This window comes from Hydrotalea sp. AMD (genome assembly GCF_004100315.1).
Classification (GTDB): domain Bacteria; phylum Bacteroidota; class Bacteroidia; order Chitinophagales; family Chitinophagaceae; genus Hydrotalea; species Hydrotalea flava.
Genome location: NZ_SCKY01000015.1, coordinates 36,702 through 58,481 on the forward strand (window position 1 = coordinate 36,702; position 21,780 = coordinate 58,481).

Here is a 21,780-nt window from a genome sequence, read left to right on the forward strand (position 1 = left end):
TATGTGGGTATTATGTAAGTTAGCTATAGCATCCTTTATTGGATATGAAATTATACTTAACTATTACCTAACAAATCCATTATTTGGTGCTGGTATTGGACTTGTAGTTGGAATTTTTATCTGTATATTTACAGGCGAAGAAATAATAGAAATGTTATTTGGATTAATAGAAATGATATTCTCTTTTATTGGAAGATTCATTTACATATTAAGTAAAGGATTATCAGCACTTTTTTCATCTAAACAATCATAATCTTAAAAGGTAAACCATCATGACAACCCAAATTTCCAAAACTGAAATTCAACAAATTTTTCATTCACAAACATCAAACCGATTTTATAAGTTTCGTGAAGTTCAGGCTAGAAAAGCCATTCCTTGTGAAGTAGTAGTTACTGTCATCAATGGTGAAATTGAAACAAAAAATGTTGCAGATCAGGATAGTGTCGTAGTTATGAATATAACTACAAAAAGTAGAGAACAACATATTATATCCACCACTAAATTTGCTTCAAGATATCAAAATGGTGAAAATATTACCGAAGATTGGTCTACTTTTCAGCCAATTGGTGAAGTTGATGCAATGGAATGGTTTGAAGATTCTGTTGAATTTGAAGCACCATGGGGCGAATTAATGATCATCCACAAAGGTGACTTTTTGTGTGGTATTCCTGATTCTCCAACAGACATTTATCGAATAGCTCGTGCAGAGTTTTTTGATACATATTCTAACCAACCAAAAACATCGTCAGATGAAACTATTACCATTTCTGTTAAAGAATATGATGAGTTAGTCGAATCATCAATATTTCTAACCTGTCTTGAAAATGCAGGTGTTGACAATTGGAGTGGTTATAGTTTTGCAAAAGAATTGTTGGAGGAGTACGAATGAGATGGCAAAGAAATTAAAACCAGGTATATTCTTTGGATGTATTGAGCTGAGTGGTCCGAGAAACGAAACACATACAGATAATTTGATGGGTGAACGATATCATTTAAATTATGATAATAAAACGATCACCCGTCTAAAAACTAATACAACCCATGAAATTTATGAATGGACTGATCATTCAATAACATTTAAACAATTTCAAATAGCATGAAAAAGCCAACATTGTGGGTTGAACATCTTCCCACCGACAAAAAAAAGATTAGCTTTTGATTTTTGTTATTCTGCCAAAATGGGTGCAGAATATATGGATCACAATGTCAAGGTATTTGAAGATGTTTCAACTATTCCTGAAGATCCAACTAATATATTAGTTGGATCAGTTGAATCATTAACTGAATGGTTAACAAAAAATGGATATCCTGTTCCCGAAGCTGTAGATCTATTACAATATAATCAATTCCTAGGTCGACCTATTGCAGAGTCGACTATGGAAGATTTTTCTGAATGGATTAAAACAGTTAATAGAGAATGGATTAATAGATATCCAACTTTTATTAAACCAAAGAGTTCAATCAAAGCTTTTACTGGTTTTGTTCCTACTGATACATTAACATTACAAGTATATACTCATGGATACAATGGTCCTATTTGGATGCAAGGTTTTGTAAGTATTGTTAGTGAATATCGTTGTTATGTATCCAATAATAAAATAATTGGAATGAAACATTATAGTGGTGATTGTTTAGTTTATCCTGATAGTCAATTTATTAAAAATTGTTTTGAACATTCTAAAACAATCTTGGATTACCATTCATATACATTAGATTTTGGTATATTAGAAAACGGTCAAACTATATTGATCGAAGTCAACGATGGATGGGCTATTGGTAATTATGGTCTAGAACCATTACAATATTACTTGTTTGTTAGAGATCGTTGGTTACAAATGACAGGTATTCGTAAAAAAATGGATCATATGTTTTAACATAAAAGGAATTAAAAATGGATTGGTTACTTGTTATAACTGTTTTAATGAACAATCAACTACAGACGGTTGAAGTTAAACCGTTTGGTGAATGGATGTGTGCAATTGTTTCTAGTAGTATTAAAGATAAATCTATTAGTGTAACTAATTATACAGTTGATATATAAAAAGTTGAATGTAAACAAAGAACATGAGACCATTGGATTCTTATCTAGTATGTGGATAAGAACCTGAAAATGATATTCGAAAAGATATCCATATATCTATAACTGGTTGGGATATAAATTTTTTAAGGAGAAGTTATGAGTTTACAGGATTTTTTAAATAGTTTTGATAATACACAATCTTTACATACATCTTTTACAATTTGTTGGACTGAACACGGTAGAGGATTTGGACAATATCGTTTTTATGTTAGTGAAGATGGAAAAGTTCATATTGATAATGAATGTGATGGAAAAGAATCAATTAAACGAATTGTATGTCGTTTAATTGATGAAGCAGTTTTAGATGACATACCATTCGCAGAATTAAAAGCACAACGAGAAAAAGAAGAACAGGAAAAACAAAATGGAACTCACAACAACGAAATTTGAAGAGGAAGATCATTGTCCACATTGTGGATATGAGTTAACAGCAGCCTCTTCTACGAATGGACATGTTCCATCACCAGGAGATTTATCTATTTGTATTAAGTGCTACACTTTTTTACAATTTGATGAGAATTTAAAACATCAATTAATATCTGACGAGGATATTCCAGTTGAAGAATATTTGGCATTAACGGAAATAAAAACTCAGTTATTACTGAATAAATGATATAGGGAAATAATATGCAACAAGGATTGTTTGATATAATTAAACAGTTATCCACAACTGACGAAAAAACATTAACTCAAAAAACTTTAAAATTGGGTGAAGAATTTGGTGAACTAGCCAAAAAGGTATTACCATATGAAAATGGTTTTGCTACCACACATCGATTTGTAACACAAGAAAATATATTAGAGGAAGTAGCTGATGTATTATTGTGTGCCTATTCTATAGCATATGATCTAGGTTTTGATAATGATGATATAGAAGAGAAGATGAAGGAGAAAACCTTCAAGTGGAACAAATTACAACAAAATAGTATTAAAGGTAAATTTCCATTACCATTTGAGATTCATGTTACTGTTCGTTTACCTAATAGTGAATGGGTACAAGAATTCAAAGATGCGTGTGCAATGATTGGAGTTAAACCAATAGTATTAGATTTAGGTCATAGTGCACAAGATGTTATGACATCTTCTGTTATTATAACAGATAATAAAGGTGCATATGATGAGATGAGAAGAATAAGTCAATTATTATCTCATCATGAATTTAATGTTGTTAGAGAAAAGATTGAAACAGTTCCTTGGCATCCAGCAGTTCCACAATCAAGATTTGATGAAATTGTTACAGATCGTTATTTCGAGAGTCATATCAATATTGTTGTTAGTCAAGAAGAACGTAACAAATTAATGGATTGGGTTGAGACATCCGGGGCAAACATTCAAGGTCATTTTAGTAATAACATATTTAAAAAACTGAATGAAACTGATTTAGTACAAATGTTAACATTAAGATCATCAACAATTAGTGGGATATGGATAGATAATGCAGAAGATTTTACCAATTATGTAAATCGTGTAATCGAAGTATTAAATGATGTATCATTTTTGAGAAAAAATGCAGTATTAAAGCATGTTATTGAATATGCTATATATGATACTAATGTATCACATGATACTACTTGGATTAATGGAGAATAACAAATGGCTAATAATGAACCAAAACAAGTATTAGTTTGGCGAGCTGATTTGAGAAATTCAAACGGTCAAAAAGTTAGGACTGGAAAAATTGCAGCCCAATTGGCACATGCTTCATTAGGTGCAATATTGAATTACAATTTATGTGATTACACAAAATTACCTACTCCTGTTAGACAGTGGTTAGAAGGTAGATTTACAAAAATTTGTGTATCTGTTGATAGTGAACATGAATTGCTTGAAATTTACAACAAAGCAATTCAAACTGGCATCAATGTGAAACTAATTAAAGATGCAGGATTAACAGAATTTAATGGTGTACCAACATTAACTTGTTTATGTTTAGGACCAGACTATCCATCCGTTATAGATCCAATTACATCTCATCTTCGTTTGCTATAACATAATTCCAATTCCAATATTTACTATCTAACCTAGATCGTAATGTTGATCTATGTATATTGTAGGCATTCATAACCTCGCGCATAGAATTGAATATTTGTCCATCAATATTTATTTTCTTTTTGAGATGATTATGTGCATTAGATAATTGAGTTCGATTATCAATTGATAATCGAACTCCAATTCGACCACGTGATATTTTTTGTTTGAGCAAATCGGATGGAACTCTAACATCTCCTCCAGTATTTAAATTATATCCGTCCGGTACTAATGTATTATATTGTTGAATATATTGTGTTTCAAGTAAGTTTGCTTGATGTGATGCTAAATTTTCAGCTAGTATTTCAACAGTAATATTTTTCCATCCATATTTTTGGATAGCACGATGAATAATAGTACATTTGCTATGTTTACTTCTATGACTAGATATTCGTTTAGGTAAGTTGTTTGTTTGACCGATATAAGATTTGCCACTTGGACTAGTGAATTTATAAATTAGATAAATATTATCAGACATAATTGACCTCGTTTGTCGATTATAGTTTAGAAAACCCTAATTAGATTGCAGTCTATTTTAGGGTTTTTGTTTTTATAATATTTATGAGAATTTGTTGACTTTTATATGTAACTTATAGTAAAATATTTTCTTTTGGAGTACGGATATGACAAATTTAGCAGAAAAATTAAAACAACTATCGATATCAACCTGTATTGGATGTGAAACACCAATAACTTTGATCATAGGTGATACAGTAATTAATAATCTATATGTATCATCTGTAAAAGTAAATTACAGCAATACTCATCATATTGATGGAACACCATTAGTTGATTCCGCTTTAGTTACATTGACAGTAAGTGATTAACCAAGCATTTGAAATTATTATAGGAGTATGTTATGAAGAATATTACAGTAACTGTAAGTGGTATAGCTGGTGCAGGTAAATCAACAATTGCTTTTTTAGTAGGTAGATATTTGAGACAAAAGGGTTTTAATGTTGATCTTAATATTGATGTTATACCAGAAGTTATTGAGTCGGACATTCAACAACGAGTTTGTAACTTACAACAAACAGATATGCACATTACAGTAAATGAAATGCAAATTAAAAGATTATCTTAAAAATTTGTATTCTCACACCAAAAACCACTAATAATTTAAGAGATTATTAGTGGTTTTTTATTGACTTTAAGTTTTACTTATTGTATAATTCTTATTTTAACAAGGAGAAAAGTATGAACGAAAATTACACATTTTTTTGGAGCGGTATTTTTAGTCAATGGTATCCATCCCAATTTACAATTAATGGTATTACATTTAGTTGTGCAGAACAATGGATGATGTACAGTAAAGCCAAATTATTTGGGGATGAAGAAACAGCTCAACAAATACTTGAAACTATTAACCCAAAGAAACAAAAAGAGTTAGGTAGACAAGTTAAAAATTTTGACCCTATTATTTGGAATAATATTGCTCGTATTTTGGTATATCAAGGTAACTATGCAAAGTTCTCCCAAAATGCTGTTTTATTTGAACAACTAATGAACACCGATGATACAACCTTAGTGGAAGCATCACCATACGATCAAGTTTGGGGAATTGGATTAGGTGAGGAACAAGCTAAAATCACTCCACCTAATTTGTGGAGAGGAAAAAATTGGCTTGGTGAAGTTTTAACAAAACTAAAAAATGATCTTAGATCAATAAGCAACACATAATTAAATGGTTATCCTATTACATTATTAGGATAAGTAAATGTAATAGGGTGATTAATAAGGAAAAATTAATATGGATATTAAACAAAAAGTAACAGATGCATTAAGGGCAGGATATAATTTTGTTATTGAACAACGATTATTGGATAGAATTCAATTTTTTAGGAATTGGACCTAAAGTTGTTGATATACGACAACGTAAACACAAAGAAGAACAAGATACATATGATAAGGATTTAATAACAATATTAATATCGCATTTGTCTGATACTGAAAAACCAATTGCTCAACATATAATGGAAAATCAGTTACAATATTTTTATATAGATTGCAATCAAAATAATGTACTTCCAAAAGAAAAATTGTTGAAACTAACAGCTAATGTTATAACTGATCTTATGGTTATTAGAGAAATAATTGGTATTCAACCTTTACCTAAATCTCCAGTTGGTCTGGTATATTCTTTACAACTCAAATATGAGTCTGATGATAAACAAAGAATGTTATTGGAAGTAATTTCACAAGCAGTTCAAGCTGGTACTCGTAAGTTACAATCTTGTTTTAATATTGAAGCTATGGAAGATTTAAAAGTACAGTTTGGTGGTGATCTTGAACAAGAATTGTTATTAATAATTGGTGCAGAAATCAGTTCAGAAATTTGTAATGAAGTGATGTATGATCTAGTAAAATTAGCATCAGACAATGAAATTCATCATGTTTCATCAATGGCGATTGGTGATAAGGTACAATCATTGATATTGAGTGTTAATAGTCAAGCTAATAATATTGCTAGAACAACTCGTAGAGGTGTTGGTAATTTTATTGTAACATCACCACTAGGTGTTGCAATGTTACAAAGTAGTAATACAGGGTTACAAATTGTCTCATCACAAAAACAAATAAGTACTAATGCTTTAACATATGTAGGTTATTTAACATCTTGTGGTGGTAAAGAAAATAGTAGGTACAAAGTATATTGTACATTATCTAATTCTTTAACGGATGATCCGAATAAAGTTAAATTTTTGGTCGGATACAAGGGAAAAGGGGAAACTGATACAGGTTATATATACAGTCCATATATTACTGTTATGACAAAAGGACCAGTAGTTGATCCAGTTACTTTTAGTCCTATGTATACTATGATGACAAGATATGGAAAAAGTACTAGATATGGAAATGATCTTGGTAATTCAAATGATTATTATAGATTGGTGGAATTAGATATAGACGAACACGGAAATATTTAATAAATCCTCCGTTAAAATTATTAAAAAATAAAGTATAATCGATATGCTTTTTTAATAACTTTAACGGAGAAATTATATGTTTTTTGACGCACCAGCAATATTGCTATCTGCAATGTTTTTTAGTGGGCTAATCCCTACTATCTTATCAACAATTTTGATTGTTGCTTTAATTTTGGAAATCGCTGCTGAAGAATTTGCGTGGGGTTATGGATCGTTGATAGTATATGCTGTACTAATGGCGGTCTTTACAGATATTAATCCATTCGTTTGGATTTGGCATAATCCAATGGATGCTATTGGTTTTCTATTTGGTTATGTATTATTTGGAGCTGTTTATTCAACAGTCAAATATCGATCTTTTGTTAAAACAATGGCTCAGAAAGTTCAAGAACTTAAGATCGCATTTATTCGTGAACGTAACTTGGATATTCAACCATCATCTGAAATTCCACAAGAACTATATCCTGCTTGGAAATCATATCTAATAAATCATTTGTCCTCTTCTGATTGGAGTAGAGTTAAAAATGGTTTATATCCAAGTGCACAACGTGATCTAATTATTAACTGGATTACATTTTGGCCAGTATCAGCAATTGGTTTATTTGTTGCTGATCCGTTGAGAGAATTGGTTAATTGGGTTTATGAGCAAATGATATCTGTATATCGTATCACTTATGATCGTATCATTAATCAGTATATCAATACCAAAGATATCGATTTTAAATAAAACATATCAAAAAGGAACTAGAATATTCTAGTTCCTTTTATTAATAAGGAAATTATAATGTCTACTAAACAAGAAGTACATATCACCATCTCAGGCGTAACTAATCTTCATGCCCAATTATTGTCCACAATATTGGCTGAATTTTTGGAATTTACAGGATTTGAAACAACTTTGACCATGTCATCAGATCCAACCGATGAAGAACTATCCAACATATATGAGAATTTTGGTGATCATTTACAAGAATGTATTAACACTACCAAACTAAATATTAGCTCATAATGAAAAATAATGTTGACCAAAAAATAATTGCAGATTGGAAAGCATACAACAAACGTATGAAATCTGCTAGAATTCCTCCAATGTCTCTGGATGAATATAAAAATTGGATTAACGGCACAACACCAAAAATAAAAAGAAAAACAACTAATAAAGAACCAACATTATCAAAACCTATTTGGGCATATACAACTGAACATATTTCTTCTGTAAAACCAGGAAGTTATATTCCAGTAAAATCAACAATGGTAGAAAGAGCTAGATTAGATTAGGTTTAGAAAGTGCGGAAGTATCAGAAGAGATAATTCGTAAGTCGAAAAGGATAGGGTTGATGTATTCCAAAGGGACATATGGATACATTACGGATGAAACTGATATAAAAGATTTAGGTAAAAAGAATCCTACAATGGTGTAACATGATAAAATTAACAGTATATAAGAATAACGAACGAATTCAAGTTGTATTTGGAGAAGATGATGCGTATACTATCCTATTACAATATGATATTGTATATCAAAAATGTAAAGATGTAGAATTCAGTGTAATTGATGACTATTGTAAAGATAATGGTTATAAGGGATGGGATATATATCATCCTTCAGAATTACCAATCAATATGAACTTTCATTATCATAATGATAATGAAGAGCGAATTATTTTACAAGGTAAAGTTAAATTCATATTTTATATTGAAGATTGTTTGTATGAGTTACAAGCAATCGCAGGAGATTGGGTAATCATACCAGGTGGTATGGTTCATTCGTTTATAGCTATAGAAGATTTTGAAGCTATCAGATTTTTTGGACAAGAAGAATATGTATCAATTGATGTTGATATTAATTCCCAGTTGAAAAAATCAAAAAATAATGTATAATTACATTTTAAATATTTACTTTTAAGGAGAACAAAAATGCAAAGAACAAAACTCAACAAACCAGCACAACGTAAACCAGTTACTGTGCAAGCTGTTGCTGCAAAACAAAATTTGGAAATCGGAGTTTCTGCTAACGGAAATCTTCAGTTTAAAAAAGAACCTTTGCAGCATTTGTATGAAATCGTAGTATCCACTTTGTTTGGTAAAGATACTTATTATCAAACATCTGATCAACTTGTAAAAAACATGATTGTTGAAGTTGATCAAGCAGTTAAAATGGGTGCTTTGGATTTCGTAGCTAATCTAGCTATCCATGCTAGAACTGAAATGAATATTCGTACCATGCCAGTTGTATTAGTAGTACAATTTGCTAATTCATTACGCAAACATGGAAAAGTATATCCACAAATGCGTCAATTGGTATGTGATGTAATTCAACGAGCAGATCAAATCAACGATTTGTATGCATACGCATTAACTGTATTCGGTGATAAACGTAAAGTTCCAACTGCTATCAAACGTGGTGTGGCAGATGCATTTAACAAATTTGGTGAATACCATTTTGGTAAATACAATCGTGATACATCTTTAAAATTCAAAGATGTACTACGAATTGTTCACCCAACTGCTAAATCAATTGATCAAGGTCAAATTTTCGATCGAATCATGAAAGATCAGTTGGAAACTCCATACACATGGGAAGTTGAATTATCTACTAATGGTCAAAAACCAGTAGCAGAAAGATTGACCAAAGATCAATTGTGGACTAACTTGATTAATTCAGGTAAAGTTGGTTATATGGCTCAACTTCGTAATCTACGTAACATTGTAGAAGCAAAAGTTGATTCTGCAGTTTCAACAAAAGTTGCACAATTTATTGCTGATCCAGTTCAAGTAGCGAAATCCAAACAATTACCATTCGATTTTGTTGAGGCATATCGAATTGTTAAACCATTGGATACTAAATTGGCAACAGCAATATCCAAAGCAATCGATGTCAGTTGTACTAATATCCCTAAATTGGGTAACAACATCTGGATCATTATCGATTACTCTGGTTCAATGGGTAACGATACTGCATTACCAATTACTAATGCAACATTATTGGCAGCTGGATTGATTAAATCTAGTGATTTGGTCGATAATTTGGCAGTTACCTTATTTGGTAGTGATGCAAAAACTTTGAATGGTGTGGATACTAATAATTCTGTTATGAGTATTCAACAAGAATTGTTGAGACATCGTACTGGTAGCATTGCAGGTTCAACTAATTTCCGTGCTGCTTTGAGTCAACGTAGCAAATTAGGTTTTAAACCAGATACTATTATTGTATTGACCGATGGTGAAATCAATGATTTCCCATATCGTGAAATGCATGAGTTTTCGAATCAACACAACATTGTTAAATTGGCTATCAATTTAAACAGCACACCAACAACCCCAATGATTCAATCTGACGGTTGGTACTCATTGGCTGGTTGGTCATCTGCAATGTTTAAATGGATCCCTGCGATTCGTAACAAAGATTCGGTAACAGATACATTATCTGGTCCATATAAATCGATTCGTTAATCAAACCGATAAAGGAGGCTTCGGCCTCCTTTTTTATGTAAGGAATTAAAAAATGAAACATACCCCAACATATCAAACGATATATGTAAATGGTGTTTGTTATAATAAGATATCAAATACAACATTATCATATAAAGATATCCTTATATTTGCACAAAAGGAATCATCAGATTTACCATATTCGATAACATATTCTTCTAACGAAGAAAATGGTATGCTCAAACCTGGAGAACGAGTTAGAGTCATATTCGGAATGAATTTTAGTGTGTATTTAACAGTCAACACATAGGAGAAAAAAATGGCTAGTTTTGAAGTTAAAGTTTATCCAATTTTTATTAAAGATCATCCCAATGCTGATCGTTTAGATCTTGGAAATATTGGATCACCAGAAGGATGGCAAGTAGTTATTGCAAAAGGTCGATTCCAAACAGGTGATCTTGTTGCATATATTGGTGAGAATGCAGTAGTACCGGATGATATCCTAAAATATTATGGATATTGGAATGAAAACAAAGATATTGGTATGTTAGCTGGATCAAAAGGCAATAGGGTTAAAGCTATTCGTCTTAGAGATGCATTTTCTTTGGGTATTGTTCTACCAATTGTAGAATGTAAAGAAGGTTGGTATAAATTACCACATACCCCAGAAGAACAATACACTGGATATTTCAAATTGGACGAAGATGTATCTGAAATTCTTGGTGTTACAAAATATGAACCACCTATTCCAACACATATGGCTGGTGAAGTATGTAATTTGATTGGATATACATTGAAGTTTGATATTGAGAACTACAAAAAATATCCTACTCTTATTAATCATGGTGAAGAAGTAATATTCACAGAAAAGATTCATGGATGTGTATCTCCTGATACTAATATTATGTTACCTAATGGTGAAGAGATAGAAATTGAAGAAATAATTTCTAACCAAAATTATACTCATGTTTTATCGTTTGATATTGCATCACATCAATATCAATCAAAACTTATTACTGGACGGTCCAGACGAGAAAATATCGAAAAAAAGAGATGGGTAAAATTAACAATGGAAAATGGACGAACAATTAAAATAACAGAGGATCATCCAATTTTTTCCAAAGACCGTCAAGAATATGTTGAAGCGAAAGATATTACCAACGGTGAAGATATTGAGAGCCCATTTTAGACAAAGTGCCATAAATAACTATAAAAATTATAATAAAGGTTGATTTATGGCAAATCAAGAATATAACTGTACTGATTGTGGTAATATTGAGATATTACCACATTGGAGATTTAAACAACGAAAACAACCATTTAGATGTAATAAATGTTCTAGAATAGAATCCAGAAAACAATATAAAGCTATAAAAGAAACTAATCCTGAACGCTGGGAACAAATTACTCAAGCAAAAAGTAAAGCTGCTTCCAACAAACATGCATTGCTGACGCCTGAACAAAGAAGTAACCATGGAAAGAAAATGAGGGCTGCAGTTACTATATCTGGCTTAGAATTAAGACAAAAACAACAATTGTTTATAGATAATGCTGGTTCAGAGTATTATGATAGGTATTGCGAAAAACGGAGATTAATATCAAAACATTTTCACGATAATTTAACTCCTGACGAAAAAGAAACACATTATCGTAAAGTATTTAAAAATAATGGTAGATCAAAAGCCTGTGATAATTGTTTAGATATAATAGAACTGGAAAATATTCAAATAGACAGAGAACATTATATTAATGGGTTTATTGTGGATGGTTTAATTAAAAATACTAATATAGTTATTGAATTTTATGGTGATACTTTCCATTGCAATCCTATAAAATTTAAAGATCCAACTCAATATTGCTCATGGATTAGTAGGACTGTCCAACAACAATGGGATCGGGATAGAATTAGATTATCAGCTTTATATCGATTAGGTTATCGGGTGATATTAATTTGGGAACATGGATGGAATATTGATAAACAAAAATATATAAAGAGGATACAAAATGAAATGTGTAAAAGTTGAATATATAGAAGAATCATTTGACTTATGTGATCTAGAAATAGATGGTGGCGAAAATAATTATATTGCAGAGGGTATAGTTGTTCACAATACTTGGTGTGCTATGGGTATTGTTCCAGAATTAGATCATCCTGAAATTGATGAGGGAAAATTTGTTGTAACATCAAAAGGTTTAAGTGAACAAGGATTGGCATTTAAGTTCAATGAAAACAACAAAAACAATGTCTATCTAAAAATGTTTTGGACTGTCAAAGACAAAATCCAAGCATTAGCTGATTGGATACACGAATCATCTGATTTGGAAAATACTCCTGTTTATGTTCTTGGTGAAGTATTTGGACCTATTCAAGATTTAAGATATGGTTTTTGTGAACCACAACTTAGAGTATTTGATATCTATATCGGAATGCCTAGTCATGGATATTATATGAATATGGATGCTGTTATAGAAGTATGTGATAAGTTTGGTTTCTTACATGTTCCTGTTTTATACAGAGGACCATTTAGTGTTCGAGTAATGTTAGATTTTACAGATGGGAAGGAAACAGTATCTGGTCATGAAGTTCATTTAAGAGAAGGTATTGTAATGAATGTTATTCCTGAACGATATGTTCCAGAAATTGGCAGATTAGTATTGAAATCTGTATCTGAAAAATATTTGACAAGAAAAAATCCCAATGCTACTGAATTTAATTAAAAGGGAAGTAAAATCCAATGGATTCACTTAAATTTTTAGTGGTTTTTTTGTATAATTGAGATTTTGATAATTATGATATCAGCTTTAATAACTGGTATCATGATACCAAAATGGTACGATAAAACTAGACCATTACCAGATTTCATTATAGAAGAATATTCTTGGAAATATGGAAGACCTGTCTTTTTAGTACTAAATATTATATATGGGATTAAATTGGTTATGGAGATGTGACATGAGAAGAATTGTTAAACATGATTGGGCAATGTTATTTTTACCCATTCCGATTGTATTAATATTAATGATGTTTGGGGTTAATCTATTAATTATGATACTGGTATATGTTTTTTGTGCTGGTGCATTATTTGAAAGTAAACAACAAGATAAATCAAACAAATAATTGTCCAATGATCATATATGTTGTGCTCATACTTTTCATTCGTTCATAAATATAATTAATACTACTTGAATATTAAGATGGCACTATCAAAAGATGAATTTGTACGACGTTCAAATATTATACATGAAAACAAATATGATTATTCAAATTTTAATTATGTAAATTGGGATACTAAATCTATTATAATATGTCCCTCACATGGGGAATTTCTTCAAAAACCAAGACAACATATAGAAAGAAAAAGTGGTTGTAAATTGTGTGGACATAAGAAGCAAGCAAACAAGAAATCAATATCTAGAGATGAATTTATCAATCGAGCTGTTAAAGTACATGGTACTAAACATAACTACGATTATCTAGAATATACAGGATTTATACAACCAGCATCTTTAGTATGTGTTGTTCATGGAAAGTTTTTATTTAAATATGCATATGCCCATATAATCAACGGAACAGGATGTCCAAAATGTGCACGAGAGAGTCATCGTAGTACAACAGAAGATTTTATCAAAAAATCTTCACAACTATTTCCAAGTCTATTTACATATGAAGTTACAGAATACATAACTGTTGATACTCCACTTACCATAACTTGTATATTTCATGGTTATCAACATATTACTCCTATAGATCATTATAGGATTGGTTGTAGGATGTGTAAGTATAATAGAATGCAAGATCTTTGGTTGAATGATATGGATATTCCAAATAATAAGGATAATAGACAAGTTCGATTATGGATAGATAACATACTCCATATAGTAGATGGATTTGATAAGAATACAAATACGATCTATTTATTTCATGGAGATTATTGGCATGGTAACCCTAATATATATAATTCATTGGATGTTAATAAACGTAATGGAAAAACTTTCGGAGAATTATATCAGCAAACGTTAGACTATGAAAATAGATTAAAAAATGTGGGATATAATGTTATTAGTATATGGGAACAAGAATGGATACAAAACAATATTGTCAAATCTGTGGAAGATTGTTAGGAAATGTTAGAATCAGTGAACACCACTTAATTCCAAAAGAGTTTAAGGGTACACAAACTATACTTATTCATGATATATGCCATAATAAAATTCATGCTACGTTTGATAACAAATCTTTGGTGCATACTTATCATACGGTTGAACGAATTGTTGAGCATGAAGAAATACAAAAATTCATTAATTGGGTTAAAAATAAACATCCTGATTTTTATGATAAGAATGATGATACAAAACAAAGACACAGTAAAAGGAGAAACTGAATAATGCAACCAAATATAGATTCATGCAAAGGAATGAATGGAGTTAATATTAAAGTTGGTGATTTTGTTTATTATCCAGGTAGAGCTGGATCAGATATTTGGTTAAGATATGGATTTGTAACTGAATTTGTTAAAAAACGAAAACGAATTCTTGTTAAGATTGCTCGTGGAACTAGATATCAGACATATGATATAACAGACAATGATACAAAACAAACCGATTTTTATAAACGAACTATAACTGTTTGGAAGACAGGATTATTAGTTAAATCTAATTTTGACGAAACAGAATTTGCTGATCCATCTCATGCAGAATATAATATCTTCCAACAAATTCAAAAAGATTTAAATAAACCAGTAAATATGGATATATTTATTGATATTGGAGATAATAATGGCTGCTAATGATATTGATGTTTTAACAAAAAAGATAGCAACACTTGAAAAAGTGATTAACACATTGAATAAACATATAGCTCAACAAGCCAAATCAATATCTTCCATTAATGCAAAGAACAGAAATCTAGAACTCCAAGTTAATAATCTAACAAGATTAATTAATAGGGACAGAGATTAGTTTAAAACAGATAAATACTTAATATATATCTGGAGTACTTGCATGTCAGGACCTGCAAAAGAAAATGAATTATCTCGTAAATCAAAAAACATGACTGGAAAAATTCCAAGTCAGTATACAAATACGGATTTTGGAAAGAAACGTAAAGCCAAATTTCATAAATTTAATGTACGTAGTACTGGAACTGGTAAATTATATTGGAGTCCAGCTATTGCCGAATCATGTACTTTTTCCGAATTTCTTATTAATGAAGCATCTGATATTAAACTATTAGACAAGATGACTGTATTACCTGATATGGTTATATCAGAACTTCAAAAATTAATTAATCAAGGTGCTCGTGATTTAAACCAAAATTGGATGAATGCTGCTGAACTTGTTAATACGGCATTCCATATTTCCAACATCAGAAGACCGAATCCTGATCAAAAGGGTGCATGGAAACAATATACTGAATTACTTGGGTATGGAGTAAATGCATTACATAAGGCAAGAGGTCCAAAAGGTTCTTGGAGAGCATCTGATGCAGTTTATGGTGAAGGAATAGATTATAATCCTATGTATCAATTAACAGAACAATCTGCTACTATGGGGGGTCATAGGTTTTTTGTAAAAATTCCTGGAGCAATGGATGTAGAAATTGATGCTAGTGATATGAGTGAAGTGTTGCGTGAATTAATAAACAAGTTGCGTAGACATGGAGCTCAGGCAGAAGTTACACATCGAACACAAGAAGGTGCTGTACTAACAGTTATGAAACAAGGCGAACCAGTTGAAGAAATAATTGTTCAAGATATTAGTTAAACTAATAAACAATCAACAAAAGGGCCAATCGGCCCTTTTTCTTTATCCTAAATATTCTCTGTTGATATTATTTTATTATTAGTGTATAATAATATTTTTTAATGGAGTATTTTAATGACTTTACAGCGACCAGTTCATCCATCTTTTTGTATTATCGCTCCAACCGCATATCTAAGTTCATATGCAGTTTTGAGTGATACACATCTTGCGTTAGCACATTTAGTTGATACAGATAGTAAATATGCATCTTGGTATAAAAATGTTTCAGAGCATGGTGATTTTATTATTATGGACAATGGAGCATTTGAATTAGGTGAAAGTTATGAACCTGCTAAATTAATTGAATTGGGTCGTAAATGTGGGGCAAAAGCAATTGTATTACCAGATTATCCTGGACAAAGTTCGCAATTAACTATTGATGCTGCCATTAAATGGGCGCCAATGATACAAAATGCAGGATTTTATACTATGTTTGTACCACAATCTAATATAGGTAATACTACTGATTGGATTAATGCTTATAATTGGGCTGCAGGTAATGAACTTGTTGATATGATTGGAATGTCGATATTAGGTATCCCAAATGCATTACCACATGTTCCAAAATCATATGCTAGGGTTGTAATGACGGAATTGTTAAGATCAAAGGGTATGTTTGCAAGTCATAAATATCATCATTATTTGGGTTTGAATGCTGCACCAAATGTGGAGCTTCCTAGTTTGTTGATAACAGGATCACTAGATAGTTGTGATAGTAGTAATCCCGTATGGTTTGGTATCAATGGTTTCAGATATGATATTACTAATACGGACTATGCTGGTATCCAAAAGAAATATATGAGGGAGGTTGATTTTAATGAACCAAAAATTCCTCACTATAAAAAACCTCATATTCACGAAGCAATTGAATATAATATTAGAACTACATTAGATATTTTTGAAAATCCCAAAAAACATTTGTAGTAAGAGTTGTAATTATTATAAGGGAATAGTAAAATATTCTCTTATAATAAATTTATATGGATATACGATAATTATAAGGAGATAATAAATGTATATAAATCCGTTACACGCAATCCAAGAAGGTTGGATTAAATTTCCAGAATGGATGGATGAAGAGTTTAAACAAAAATGTATTCAACCAAATGCCATTGATATAACATTAGATCATGCTTACACACTAGGATTACAAACTAGATTTTGTTTATCCGAAACATCTAAACAAATGCGCAGTACTGAAAGACAAAATATGCATTCATATTTTTCAATATCAGATGAACCATTTTTTACTCTTCATACTGGTAGTACTGATATAATGTCTGATTTCTTTGTTACAGTACCAGCTGGAGTAGCAGCATTCTTAATTGTTAGATCAACTCTTAATCGTAATGGATTATGGGTAACAAGTGGATTATATGATCAAGGTTTTAGTAATAATATTGGTTTTGTAATTCATAATGATGGTCCTAATGCTTTTATTGCACCACATACAAGAGTTGCACAATTAGTATTTGTTAAATCAGAAGATTCTGGTTTATTATATAATGGAACATATAATCAAAATCAAGGCCAACATTGGTCAAATATTGATCAAGAAGTGATAGAGAATGATATTATCCGTGAAGGATTAGTTGATTTATCATCTAACAAACCATCTAGTGATGATGTTGAAGTAATTGATTTTACTCTTCCACCTAAAGATGAGATGAAAGGAACATTAGTAGAAACACTTCCTGGTAGTGAATTGGCAGATTTGGAATACTTTCAATCAAAAAAATAAAAACCAACTAACAAAAAATCAAAATAAGGAAATTTTATGAAAACAGTACCTATTAATACAGCATTATTACAATATGTAATAGCATACTTAAAAACAGATCCATCTAAAGAAGATCCAGAAGTTTTTGAAAAGACATGGAAAGTTGGTATTCAAAATGCAATTCCTGAATTGGAAGCTACATTAGAACAACAATTTCAACCACACGTAGAACCTGGATATAAACAAATTCAAAGCAATCCTCGTAGAACTGAAACTGGAATGGGACCTTTGCTTAATACTAATAGTGAGTTCCTATAATGAGTAAGTCAACACCAAGAGGTTATATAACTAGATTATTAGCATTAGATTGTGAAACTAGTGGAATTTGTAACGGTGATGATCCATCATTTAATCGAGATACAGGCGAATATTGTCAAGCCGTATCATGGGGATTGATTGTAGTAGATGCTACAACCCTCAACCCAATTGATGAATTGTATTTAGAAATCAAATGGGATGGAAAAAGTATTTGGTCACCTCAAGCAGAAAAGATACATGGATTATCAAAACAATATTTGGCAGAAAATGGTATTACAAGATCAGAAGCTGTTGAACATATTGGTAATTTAATTATTGATCATTGGGGACCTTTTTCACCTGTTCATATATTAGGACATAATCCTCATTTTGATTTAGCTTTCTTGAAAAGTGATCTTAGATCAGAAGGACTAGAAGTTAAATTCGGAAATAAAAGATTGGATACTAATTCTATAGGATTTGGTGTATATGGTACACACAATTCTGATGATCTATTTGAAACTATAGGATTACCTCCTAGAAAAGATCATAATGCATTAGATGATGCAAGAAGTGCATTAAAAGTATTTCAAACAACAAGATTAATAGCAAATACCTGTTTTGGAGATTGATGATGGGGAGTAGATATCAAGGGTTTCAACATTTACAAGAAGTAGCTGGTGATTTATTATTATCAGAGTATAATGATTATTCTAACACCAGATCTCTGTTAACTTTTAAATGTAGTGAATGTGCAGAATCGTTTGTTACTACTCCGTTTCTATATTTAAAATCCAACGACGGAAAAAGATGTATTAATTGTAAGCATAAACTTAGAGTAACCGAACAAGAATCAAGACGCGTGTTTATTGATAGATGTATTCAGATTCATGGACATTACTATGGATATAATTTGATTCCTTCTCAATTTAAAATGAAGGATAAGATCGATATAATTTGTCCTAAACATGGGGTATTTTCTCAATTAGCTGATTCACATCTTCAAGGAAGGGGATGTAATCATTGTAAGATTGACTATATAAGTCAAGCAAATAGAAGTAATAAAACGGATTTTATTTACAAAAGTAATCAAGTTCACGAGTTCAAATATAACTATGAGCAAGTTGAATATGTTAGTGCTACAACAAACGTATCAATTAAATGTCCAAAACATGGAGAATTCTTTCAACAACCACAAGTACATCTATCTGGTTCAGGGTGTCCAAAATGTGTATCGAATGTACCTATTAAAAAATTAATGAATGTTTTAGAAAGACATAATTATAATTTTTCATTGGAAAAAACTTTTCCTGATTGTGTTAGTAATTTAGGTAGAAAACTGCGATTTGATATTTATGTACCATCATTAAATTTATGTATAGAATATGATGGGCCTCATCATTTTTATCCTATTCGATATGCGGGATATATTGAGTCGGATGAACAACAAAACAATAGATTATATATACAACAACAAAACGATGATATTAAAAATAAATATTGTAACGATAATAATATTGAGTTAATAAGAATACCATACACAACTAAACATCCTGATGCATTATTGGAAAAATGGTTAGGTACTAAAGATCCGTCTAATAGATATCATTATACTTATGATATGTTATCAAGGGATGTTGTACATATTATACAATATATAAAAGGGTTTGGATATGATAAGTTTGCTGTATATGGTATAGCTAGAGGAGGAATATTGTTTTCTGTTCCTGTCTCTTATCACTTTGATAAGATATGTGAATATGGAGTTGTATCATATCAAAGATATGATGGTAACGATTCCACAGTACGATTTGACATTACCCATACTGACACTTCTATTCCTATCTTTATAATTGATGATCTAATCAGTTCAGGAATAACAATGAATAAAGTAATAAAAAGTATGCAACATAAATTTAAAAAAGCTACCATTCATCCCATAGTAGTTTTTGGTGATGAAAATCCTGATAATGTGTTCTTTGTAAGAGAACACCCCAAACAATGGATAGTATTTCCCTATGAATTATAATATAATTGATGTATTTAAAGACATCCTTAAAGGAAATCTTGAGTTTGTCTCTAAACAAGAAGCAAACTCAAGATTCGAGATATGTAAAAAATGTGAAGTTCGTAATCCAAAATTAAACATCTGCACTATTTGTGGATGTTTTCTTCCAGCCAAAACCAAGTTGAAAAAATCAACTTGTCCAATGAATCAATGGTAATTACATTTTCATTATAAAAGCCAATGCATAAAATGGTGGTAGTGTGGCAGTAGGTGGTGTACTTGTTACTGCTACAGTACTTCCTGCTCCATTACTTCCAACAGGATGTATTCCTCCAGAACCTACAATAAATCTATCTATTAAATTTGGTGTACCATTTGTTCCATCACATATATGCCATCCAGTTGGAACAGTTGATCCAGACCACATAATAATACCTCCAATAGGTACAACTTGATTAAGGGCTGTGTTAACAGATGTTGTTAATGGATCAGTTATACCTGTCATTTGACTCAATGTTACCGCACCATTTCCAACTGCAGCTGGTCCAGATAATAAAAGAGGACCACCCATTGTATCACCATCTTTGCGAACAGCCCAAGCTTTTGATACAGCAGTATTAGTAGAACCAGCATTATCAATATCAGTTTTAGATATTAATACGATTGGGCCTGTTGTTGTATCACCAGCTTTACGAACTGCCCAAGCTTTTGATACTGCAGCATTACTTGTAGCAGCATCTATAGCTGTAGTTGTAGTTAAATGAAGAACACCAGTCATTGCTGGGCTTGAGCCATTTAATTTTACAAACGCGTTTGTACCTAAAATGTCCCATTTGTTTGGTGTTACAGCACAATTCCAAAAATACATATTACTATCAACAGAATTGAAATATGTATCACCACATTTAGGATCTTGTGGTGGTTGAGTATATTTGTGTTGTAATAAAGTCCATCCAGGATAATCAGGATCTTGGTTCATAACAGAGTTGGTATAATATCTTACTTTATGAACATATTTTCGTTGCATCCATTGATGTGTAGTACAATCATATACCATTGTATTGGTATCACTAATGTTAATATTAGTTGGTATACAAGTTAATGATTCCAAATATGTATTATCAACATATGTTAAATCACAATACGGATCAATATATGAACAATCTCCTCCTGGTGGTGTATACGTTTGTCCACAAGTTGGGTTTGGTATATTAGGTGGATTCGTTGCTGGAACTATTATATAAGGTTGATACCAAATTTGACCAGTTGTTGGTCTTGCTGGAGGTGTAGATTTAGCAAAGTGTTCCATTAATGCTAAAATGTTCTGATTATAGAATTCTCCATAATTTGTTTTACCTTGACCTGGTAATTGTAATGATGTAGAATTATCAACATCAGTTGGTTTTAAGGTAATATTTGTTTTAGCACCAAGTTCACCGAAACTTGAATATTTAATATGGTAAGTGAAAAATGACATTATTGGTC

The 21,780-nt window shown here is 31.0% G+C and carries 30 protein-coding genes; 28 read left to right on the plus strand and 2 right to left on the minus strand.

The features are described from left to right. Nucleotide 1 precedes the first annotated feature (1 nt). The 7 genes from EO766_RS12025 (at nucleotide 2) to pth2 (ending at nucleotide 4,070) form a co-directional block, all read left to right on the plus strand. Complete coding sequence (locus tag EO766_RS12025) at nucleotides 2-253, plus strand: hypothetical protein (protein ID WP_287101120.1); 252 nt, start codon at nucleotides 2-4, stop codon at nucleotides 251-253. Nucleotides 254-272: 19 nt separating this feature from the next. Next, nucleotides 273-890 (plus strand): hypothetical protein, encoded by a 618-nt coding sequence (locus tag EO766_RS12030; protein ID WP_287101121.1) that lies wholly within the window; start codon nucleotides 273-275, stop codon nucleotides 888-890. A gap of 229 nt (nucleotides 891-1,119) precedes the next feature. Beyond that, nucleotides 1,120-1,875: an ATP-grasp domain-containing protein gene (locus tag EO766_RS12035; RefSeq protein WP_287101122.1), complete on the plus strand. Its 756-nt coding sequence runs from the start codon at nucleotides 1,120-1,122 to the stop codon at nucleotides 1,873-1,875. Nucleotides 1,876-2,177: 302 nt separating this feature from the next. Next, complete coding sequence (locus EO766_RS12040; protein WP_287101123.1) at nucleotides 2,178-2,471, plus strand: hypothetical protein; 294 nt, start codon at nucleotides 2,178-2,180, stop codon at nucleotides 2,469-2,471. Continuing rightward, the gene (locus tag EO766_RS12045) at nucleotides 2,446-2,694 is read left to right on the plus strand and encodes a hypothetical protein (RefSeq protein WP_287101124.1); all 249 of its coding nucleotides are present in this window, start codon (nucleotides 2,446-2,448) and stop codon (nucleotides 2,692-2,694) included. Before EO766_RS12040 ends, EO766_RS12045 begins: the two co-directional genes overlap by 26 nt. A gap of 14 nt (nucleotides 2,695-2,708) precedes the next feature. Next, nucleotides 2,709-3,671, plus strand: a complete 963-nt coding sequence (locus tag EO766_RS12050; RefSeq protein ID WP_287101126.1) for a MazG-like family protein — start codon at nucleotides 2,709-2,711, stop codon at nucleotides 3,669-3,671. A 3-nt stretch (nucleotides 3,672-3,674) separates the two neighbouring features. Then, complete coding sequence (gene pth2 / locus EO766_RS12055) at nucleotides 3,675-4,070, plus strand: aminoacyl-tRNA hydrolase (protein ID WP_287101127.1); 396 nt, start codon at nucleotides 3,675-3,677, stop codon at nucleotides 4,068-4,070. On the opposite strand, the gene EO766_RS12060 is transcribed toward pth2, so the two are convergent. Then, complete coding sequence (locus EO766_RS12060; RefSeq protein ID WP_287101128.1) at nucleotides 4,045-4,587, minus strand: GIY-YIG nuclease family protein; 543 nt, start codon at nucleotides 4,585-4,587, stop codon at nucleotides 4,045-4,047. The two genes, pth2 and EO766_RS12060, sit on opposite strands and share 26 nt — an antisense overlap. A 381-nt stretch (nucleotides 4,588-4,968) precedes the next feature. On the opposite strand from EO766_RS12060, the gene EO766_RS12065 reads away from it, so the two are divergent. From EO766_RS12065 to EO766_RS12165, 21 genes are all read left to right on the plus strand, one after another. Then, nucleotides 4,969-5,193 (plus strand): adenylyl-sulfate kinase, encoded by a 225-nt coding sequence (locus tag EO766_RS12065; RefSeq protein WP_287101130.1) that lies wholly within the window; start codon nucleotides 4,969-4,971, stop codon nucleotides 5,191-5,193. Nucleotides 5,194-5,306: 113 nt separating this feature from the next. After that, complete coding sequence (gene ybiA / locus EO766_RS12070) at nucleotides 5,307-5,789, plus strand: riboflavin biosynthesis intermediates N-glycosidase (RefSeq protein WP_287101131.1); 483 nt, start codon at nucleotides 5,307-5,309, stop codon at nucleotides 5,787-5,789. 125 nt (nucleotides 5,790-5,914) lie between these two features. Beyond that, nucleotides 5,915-7,036 (plus strand): hypothetical protein, encoded by a 1,122-nt coding sequence (locus EO766_RS12075; protein WP_287101132.1) that lies wholly within the window; start codon nucleotides 5,915-5,917, stop codon nucleotides 7,034-7,036. A 76-nt stretch (nucleotides 7,037-7,112) separates the two neighbouring features. Next, nucleotides 7,113-7,763: a hypothetical protein gene (locus EO766_RS12080; RefSeq protein ID WP_287101134.1), complete on the plus strand. Its 651-nt coding sequence runs from the start codon at nucleotides 7,113-7,115 to the stop codon at nucleotides 7,761-7,763. A 57-nt stretch (nucleotides 7,764-7,820) separates the two neighbouring features. Continuing rightward, on the plus strand, nucleotides 7,821-8,045 hold the full coding sequence (locus EO766_RS12085) for a hypothetical protein (RefSeq protein ID WP_287101135.1): 225 nt from the start codon (nucleotides 7,821-7,823) through the stop codon (nucleotides 8,043-8,045). After that, nucleotides 8,045-8,314, plus strand: coding sequence for a hypothetical protein (locus EO766_RS12090; protein ID WP_287101136.1), 270 nt, complete (start codon nucleotides 8,045-8,047; stop codon nucleotides 8,312-8,314). Before EO766_RS12085 ends, EO766_RS12090 begins: the two co-directional genes overlap by 1 nt. A gap of 144 nt (nucleotides 8,315-8,458) precedes the next feature. Continuing rightward, on the plus strand, nucleotides 8,459-8,917 hold the full coding sequence (locus tag EO766_RS12095; protein WP_287101138.1) for a cupin domain-containing protein: 459 nt from the start codon (nucleotides 8,459-8,461) through the stop codon (nucleotides 8,915-8,917). Between the two features lie 36 nt (nucleotides 8,918-8,953). After that, nucleotides 8,954-10,489 (plus strand): TROVE domain-containing protein, encoded by a 1,536-nt coding sequence (locus tag EO766_RS12100; protein ID WP_287101139.1) that lies wholly within the window; start codon nucleotides 8,954-8,956, stop codon nucleotides 10,487-10,489. A 298-nt stretch (nucleotides 10,490-10,787) separates the two neighbouring features. Then, complete coding sequence (locus tag EO766_RS12105) at nucleotides 10,788-11,657, plus strand: hypothetical protein (RefSeq protein WP_287101141.1); 870 nt, start codon at nucleotides 10,788-10,790, stop codon at nucleotides 11,655-11,657. 46 nt (nucleotides 11,658-11,703) lie between these two features. Then, on the plus strand, nucleotides 11,704-12,492 hold the full coding sequence (locus tag EO766_RS12110) for a putative endonuclease domain-containing protein (RefSeq protein ID WP_287101142.1): 789 nt from the start codon (nucleotides 11,704-11,706) through the stop codon (nucleotides 12,490-12,492). Continuing rightward, nucleotides 12,473-13,186: an RNA ligase family protein gene (locus tag EO766_RS12115; RefSeq protein ID WP_287101144.1), complete on the plus strand. Its 714-nt coding sequence runs from the start codon at nucleotides 12,473-12,475 to the stop codon at nucleotides 13,184-13,186. Before EO766_RS12110 ends, EO766_RS12115 begins: the two co-directional genes overlap by 20 nt. 205 nt (nucleotides 13,187-13,391) lie before the next feature. Then, nucleotides 13,392-13,586, plus strand: a complete 195-nt coding sequence (locus tag EO766_RS12120; protein ID WP_287101145.1) for a hypothetical protein — start codon at nucleotides 13,392-13,394, stop codon at nucleotides 13,584-13,586. A gap of 77 nt (nucleotides 13,587-13,663) precedes the next feature. Next, nucleotides 13,664-14,590, plus strand: coding sequence for a DUF723 domain-containing protein (locus EO766_RS12125; RefSeq protein ID WP_287101146.1), 927 nt, complete (start codon nucleotides 13,664-13,666; stop codon nucleotides 14,588-14,590). Beyond that, a complete protein-coding gene (locus EO766_RS12130) occupies nucleotides 14,548-14,850 on the plus strand; it encodes an HNH endonuclease (RefSeq protein WP_287101148.1) in 303 nt (100 codons plus the stop codon). The genes EO766_RS12125 and EO766_RS12130 overlap by 43 nt, the downstream gene beginning before the upstream one ends. A 3-nt stretch (nucleotides 14,851-14,853) precedes the next feature. Next, the gene (locus EO766_RS12135) at nucleotides 14,854-15,255 is read left to right on the plus strand and encodes a hypothetical protein (protein ID WP_287101149.1); all 402 of its coding nucleotides are present in this window, start codon (nucleotides 14,854-14,856) and stop codon (nucleotides 15,253-15,255) included. 214 nt (nucleotides 15,256-15,469) lie between these two features. Then, the gene (locus EO766_RS12140) at nucleotides 15,470-16,231 is read left to right on the plus strand and encodes a hypothetical protein (protein ID WP_287101150.1); all 762 of its coding nucleotides are present in this window, start codon (nucleotides 15,470-15,472) and stop codon (nucleotides 16,229-16,231) included. A 114-nt stretch (nucleotides 16,232-16,345) separates the two neighbouring features. Beyond that, nucleotides 16,346-17,194, plus strand: coding sequence for a hypothetical protein (locus EO766_RS12145; protein WP_287101151.1), 849 nt, complete (start codon nucleotides 16,346-16,348; stop codon nucleotides 17,192-17,194). Nucleotides 17,195-17,282: 88 nt separating this feature from the next. After that, the gene (locus EO766_RS12150; RefSeq protein ID WP_287101154.1) at nucleotides 17,283-18,011 is read left to right on the plus strand and encodes a dCTP deaminase domain-containing protein; all 729 of its coding nucleotides are present in this window, start codon (nucleotides 17,283-17,285) and stop codon (nucleotides 18,009-18,011) included. Nucleotides 18,012-18,047: 36 nt separating this feature from the next. After that, entirely contained in the window at nucleotides 18,048-18,308 is a 261-nt protein-coding gene (locus EO766_RS12155) for a hypothetical protein (protein WP_287101156.1), read from the plus strand. Next, nucleotides 18,308-18,919, plus strand: coding sequence for a 3'-5' exonuclease (locus EO766_RS12160; RefSeq protein WP_287101157.1), 612 nt, complete (start codon nucleotides 18,308-18,310; stop codon nucleotides 18,917-18,919). Before EO766_RS12155 ends, EO766_RS12160 begins: the two co-directional genes overlap by 1 nt. Then, the gene (locus EO766_RS12165) at nucleotides 18,919-20,316 is read left to right on the plus strand and encodes a DUF723 domain-containing protein (protein ID WP_287101251.1); all 1,398 of its coding nucleotides are present in this window, start codon (nucleotides 18,919-18,921) and stop codon (nucleotides 20,314-20,316) included. Before EO766_RS12160 ends, EO766_RS12165 begins: the two co-directional genes overlap by 1 nt. 196 nt (nucleotides 20,317-20,512) lie before the next feature. Here the strand turns inward: EO766_RS12165 and EO766_RS12170 are convergent, their stop codons facing one another. Beyond that, on the minus strand, nucleotides 20,513-21,772 hold the full coding sequence (locus EO766_RS12170) for a hypothetical protein (protein WP_287101158.1): 1,260 nt from the start codon (nucleotides 21,770-21,772) through the stop codon (nucleotides 20,513-20,515). Between the last annotated feature and the right edge of the window lie 8 nt (nucleotides 21,773-21,780).

Bases quoted from the DNA above. Each gene is read 5' to 3' on its own strand.
- EO766_RS12085 (WP_287101135.1), top strand. From the start codon at position 7,821: ATGTCTACTAAACAAGAAGTACATATCACCATCTCAGGCGTAACTAAT.
- EO766_RS12155 (WP_287101156.1), top strand. From the start codon at position 18,048: ATGAAAACAGTACCTATTAATACAGCATTATTACAATATGTAATAGCA.
- EO766_RS12105 (WP_287101141.1), top strand. From the start codon at position 10,788: ATGGCTAGTTTTGAAGTTAAAGTTTATCCAATTTTTATTAAAGATCAT.
- EO766_RS12125 (WP_287101146.1), top strand. From the start codon at position 13,664: ATGGCACTATCAAAAGATGAATTTGTACGACGTTCAAATATTATACAT.
- EO766_RS12065 (WP_287101130.1), top strand. From the start codon at position 4,969: ATGAAGAATATTACAGTAACTGTAAGTGGTATAGCTGGTGCAGGTAAA.
- EO766_RS12135 (WP_287101149.1), top strand. From the start codon at position 14,854: ATGCAACCAAATATAGATTCATGCAAAGGAATGAATGGAGTTAATATT.
- EO766_RS12100 (WP_287101139.1), top strand. From the start codon at position 8,954: ATGCAAAGAACAAAACTCAACAAACCAGCACAACGTAAACCAGTTACT.
- EO766_RS12110 (WP_287101142.1), top strand. From the start codon at position 11,704: ATGGCAAATCAAGAATATAACTGTACTGATTGTGGTAATATTGAGATA.
- EO766_RS12115 (WP_287101144.1), top strand. From the start codon at position 12,473: ATGAAATGTGTAAAAGTTGAATATATAGAAGAATCATTTGACTTATGT.
- EO766_RS12090 (WP_287101136.1), top strand. From the start codon at position 8,045: ATGAAAAATAATGTTGACCAAAAAATAATTGCAGATTGGAAAGCATAC.
- pth2 (WP_287101127.1), top strand. From the start codon at position 3,675: ATGGCTAATAATGAACCAAAACAAGTATTAGTTTGGCGAGCTGATTTG.
- EO766_RS12170 (WP_287101158.1), bottom strand. From the start codon at position 21,772: ATGTCATTTTTCACTTACCATATTAAATATTCAAGTTTCGGTGAACTT.
- EO766_RS12040 (WP_287101123.1), top strand. From the start codon at position 2,178: ATGAGTTTACAGGATTTTTTAAATAGTTTTGATAATACACAATCTTTA.
- EO766_RS12150 (WP_287101154.1), top strand. From the start codon at position 17,283: ATGTATATAAATCCGTTACACGCAATCCAAGAAGGTTGGATTAAATTT.
- EO766_RS12060 (WP_287101128.1), bottom strand. From the start codon at position 4,587: ATGTCTGATAATATTTATCTAATTTATAAATTCACTAGTCCAAGTGGC.
- EO766_RS12045 (WP_287101124.1), top strand. From the start codon at position 2,446: ATGGAACTCACAACAACGAAATTTGAAGAGGAAGATCATTGTCCACAT.
- EO766_RS12165 (WP_287101251.1), top strand. From the start codon at position 18,919: ATGATGGGGAGTAGATATCAAGGGTTTCAACATTTACAAGAAGTAGCT.
- EO766_RS12030 (WP_287101121.1), top strand. From the start codon at position 273: ATGACAACCCAAATTTCCAAAACTGAAATTCAACAAATTTTTCATTCA.
- EO766_RS12120 (WP_287101145.1), top strand. From the start codon at position 13,392: ATGGGATTAAATTGGTTATGGAGATGTGACATGAGAAGAATTGTTAAA.
- EO766_RS12145 (WP_287101151.1), top strand. From the start codon at position 16,346: ATGACTTTACAGCGACCAGTTCATCCATCTTTTTGTATTATCGCTCCA.
- EO766_RS12160 (WP_287101157.1), top strand. From the start codon at position 18,308: ATGAGTAAGTCAACACCAAGAGGTTATATAACTAGATTATTAGCATTA.
- EO766_RS12050 (WP_287101126.1), top strand. From the start codon at position 2,709: ATGCAACAAGGATTGTTTGATATAATTAAACAGTTATCCACAACTGAC.
- EO766_RS12080 (WP_287101134.1), top strand. From the start codon at position 7,113: ATGTTTTTTGACGCACCAGCAATATTGCTATCTGCAATGTTTTTTAGT.
- EO766_RS12095 (WP_287101138.1), top strand. From the start codon at position 8,459: ATGATAAAATTAACAGTATATAAGAATAACGAACGAATTCAAGTTGTA.
- ybiA (WP_287101131.1), top strand. From the start codon at position 5,307: ATGAACGAAAATTACACATTTTTTTGGAGCGGTATTTTTAGTCAATGG.
- EO766_RS12140 (WP_287101150.1), top strand. From the start codon at position 15,470: ATGTCAGGACCTGCAAAAGAAAATGAATTATCTCGTAAATCAAAAAAC.
- EO766_RS12130 (WP_287101148.1), top strand. From the start codon at position 14,548: ATGGATACAAAACAATATTGTCAAATCTGTGGAAGATTGTTAGGAAAT.
- EO766_RS12025 (WP_287101120.1), top strand. From the start codon at position 2: ATGTGGGTATTATGTAAGTTAGCTATAGCATCCTTTATTGGATATGAA.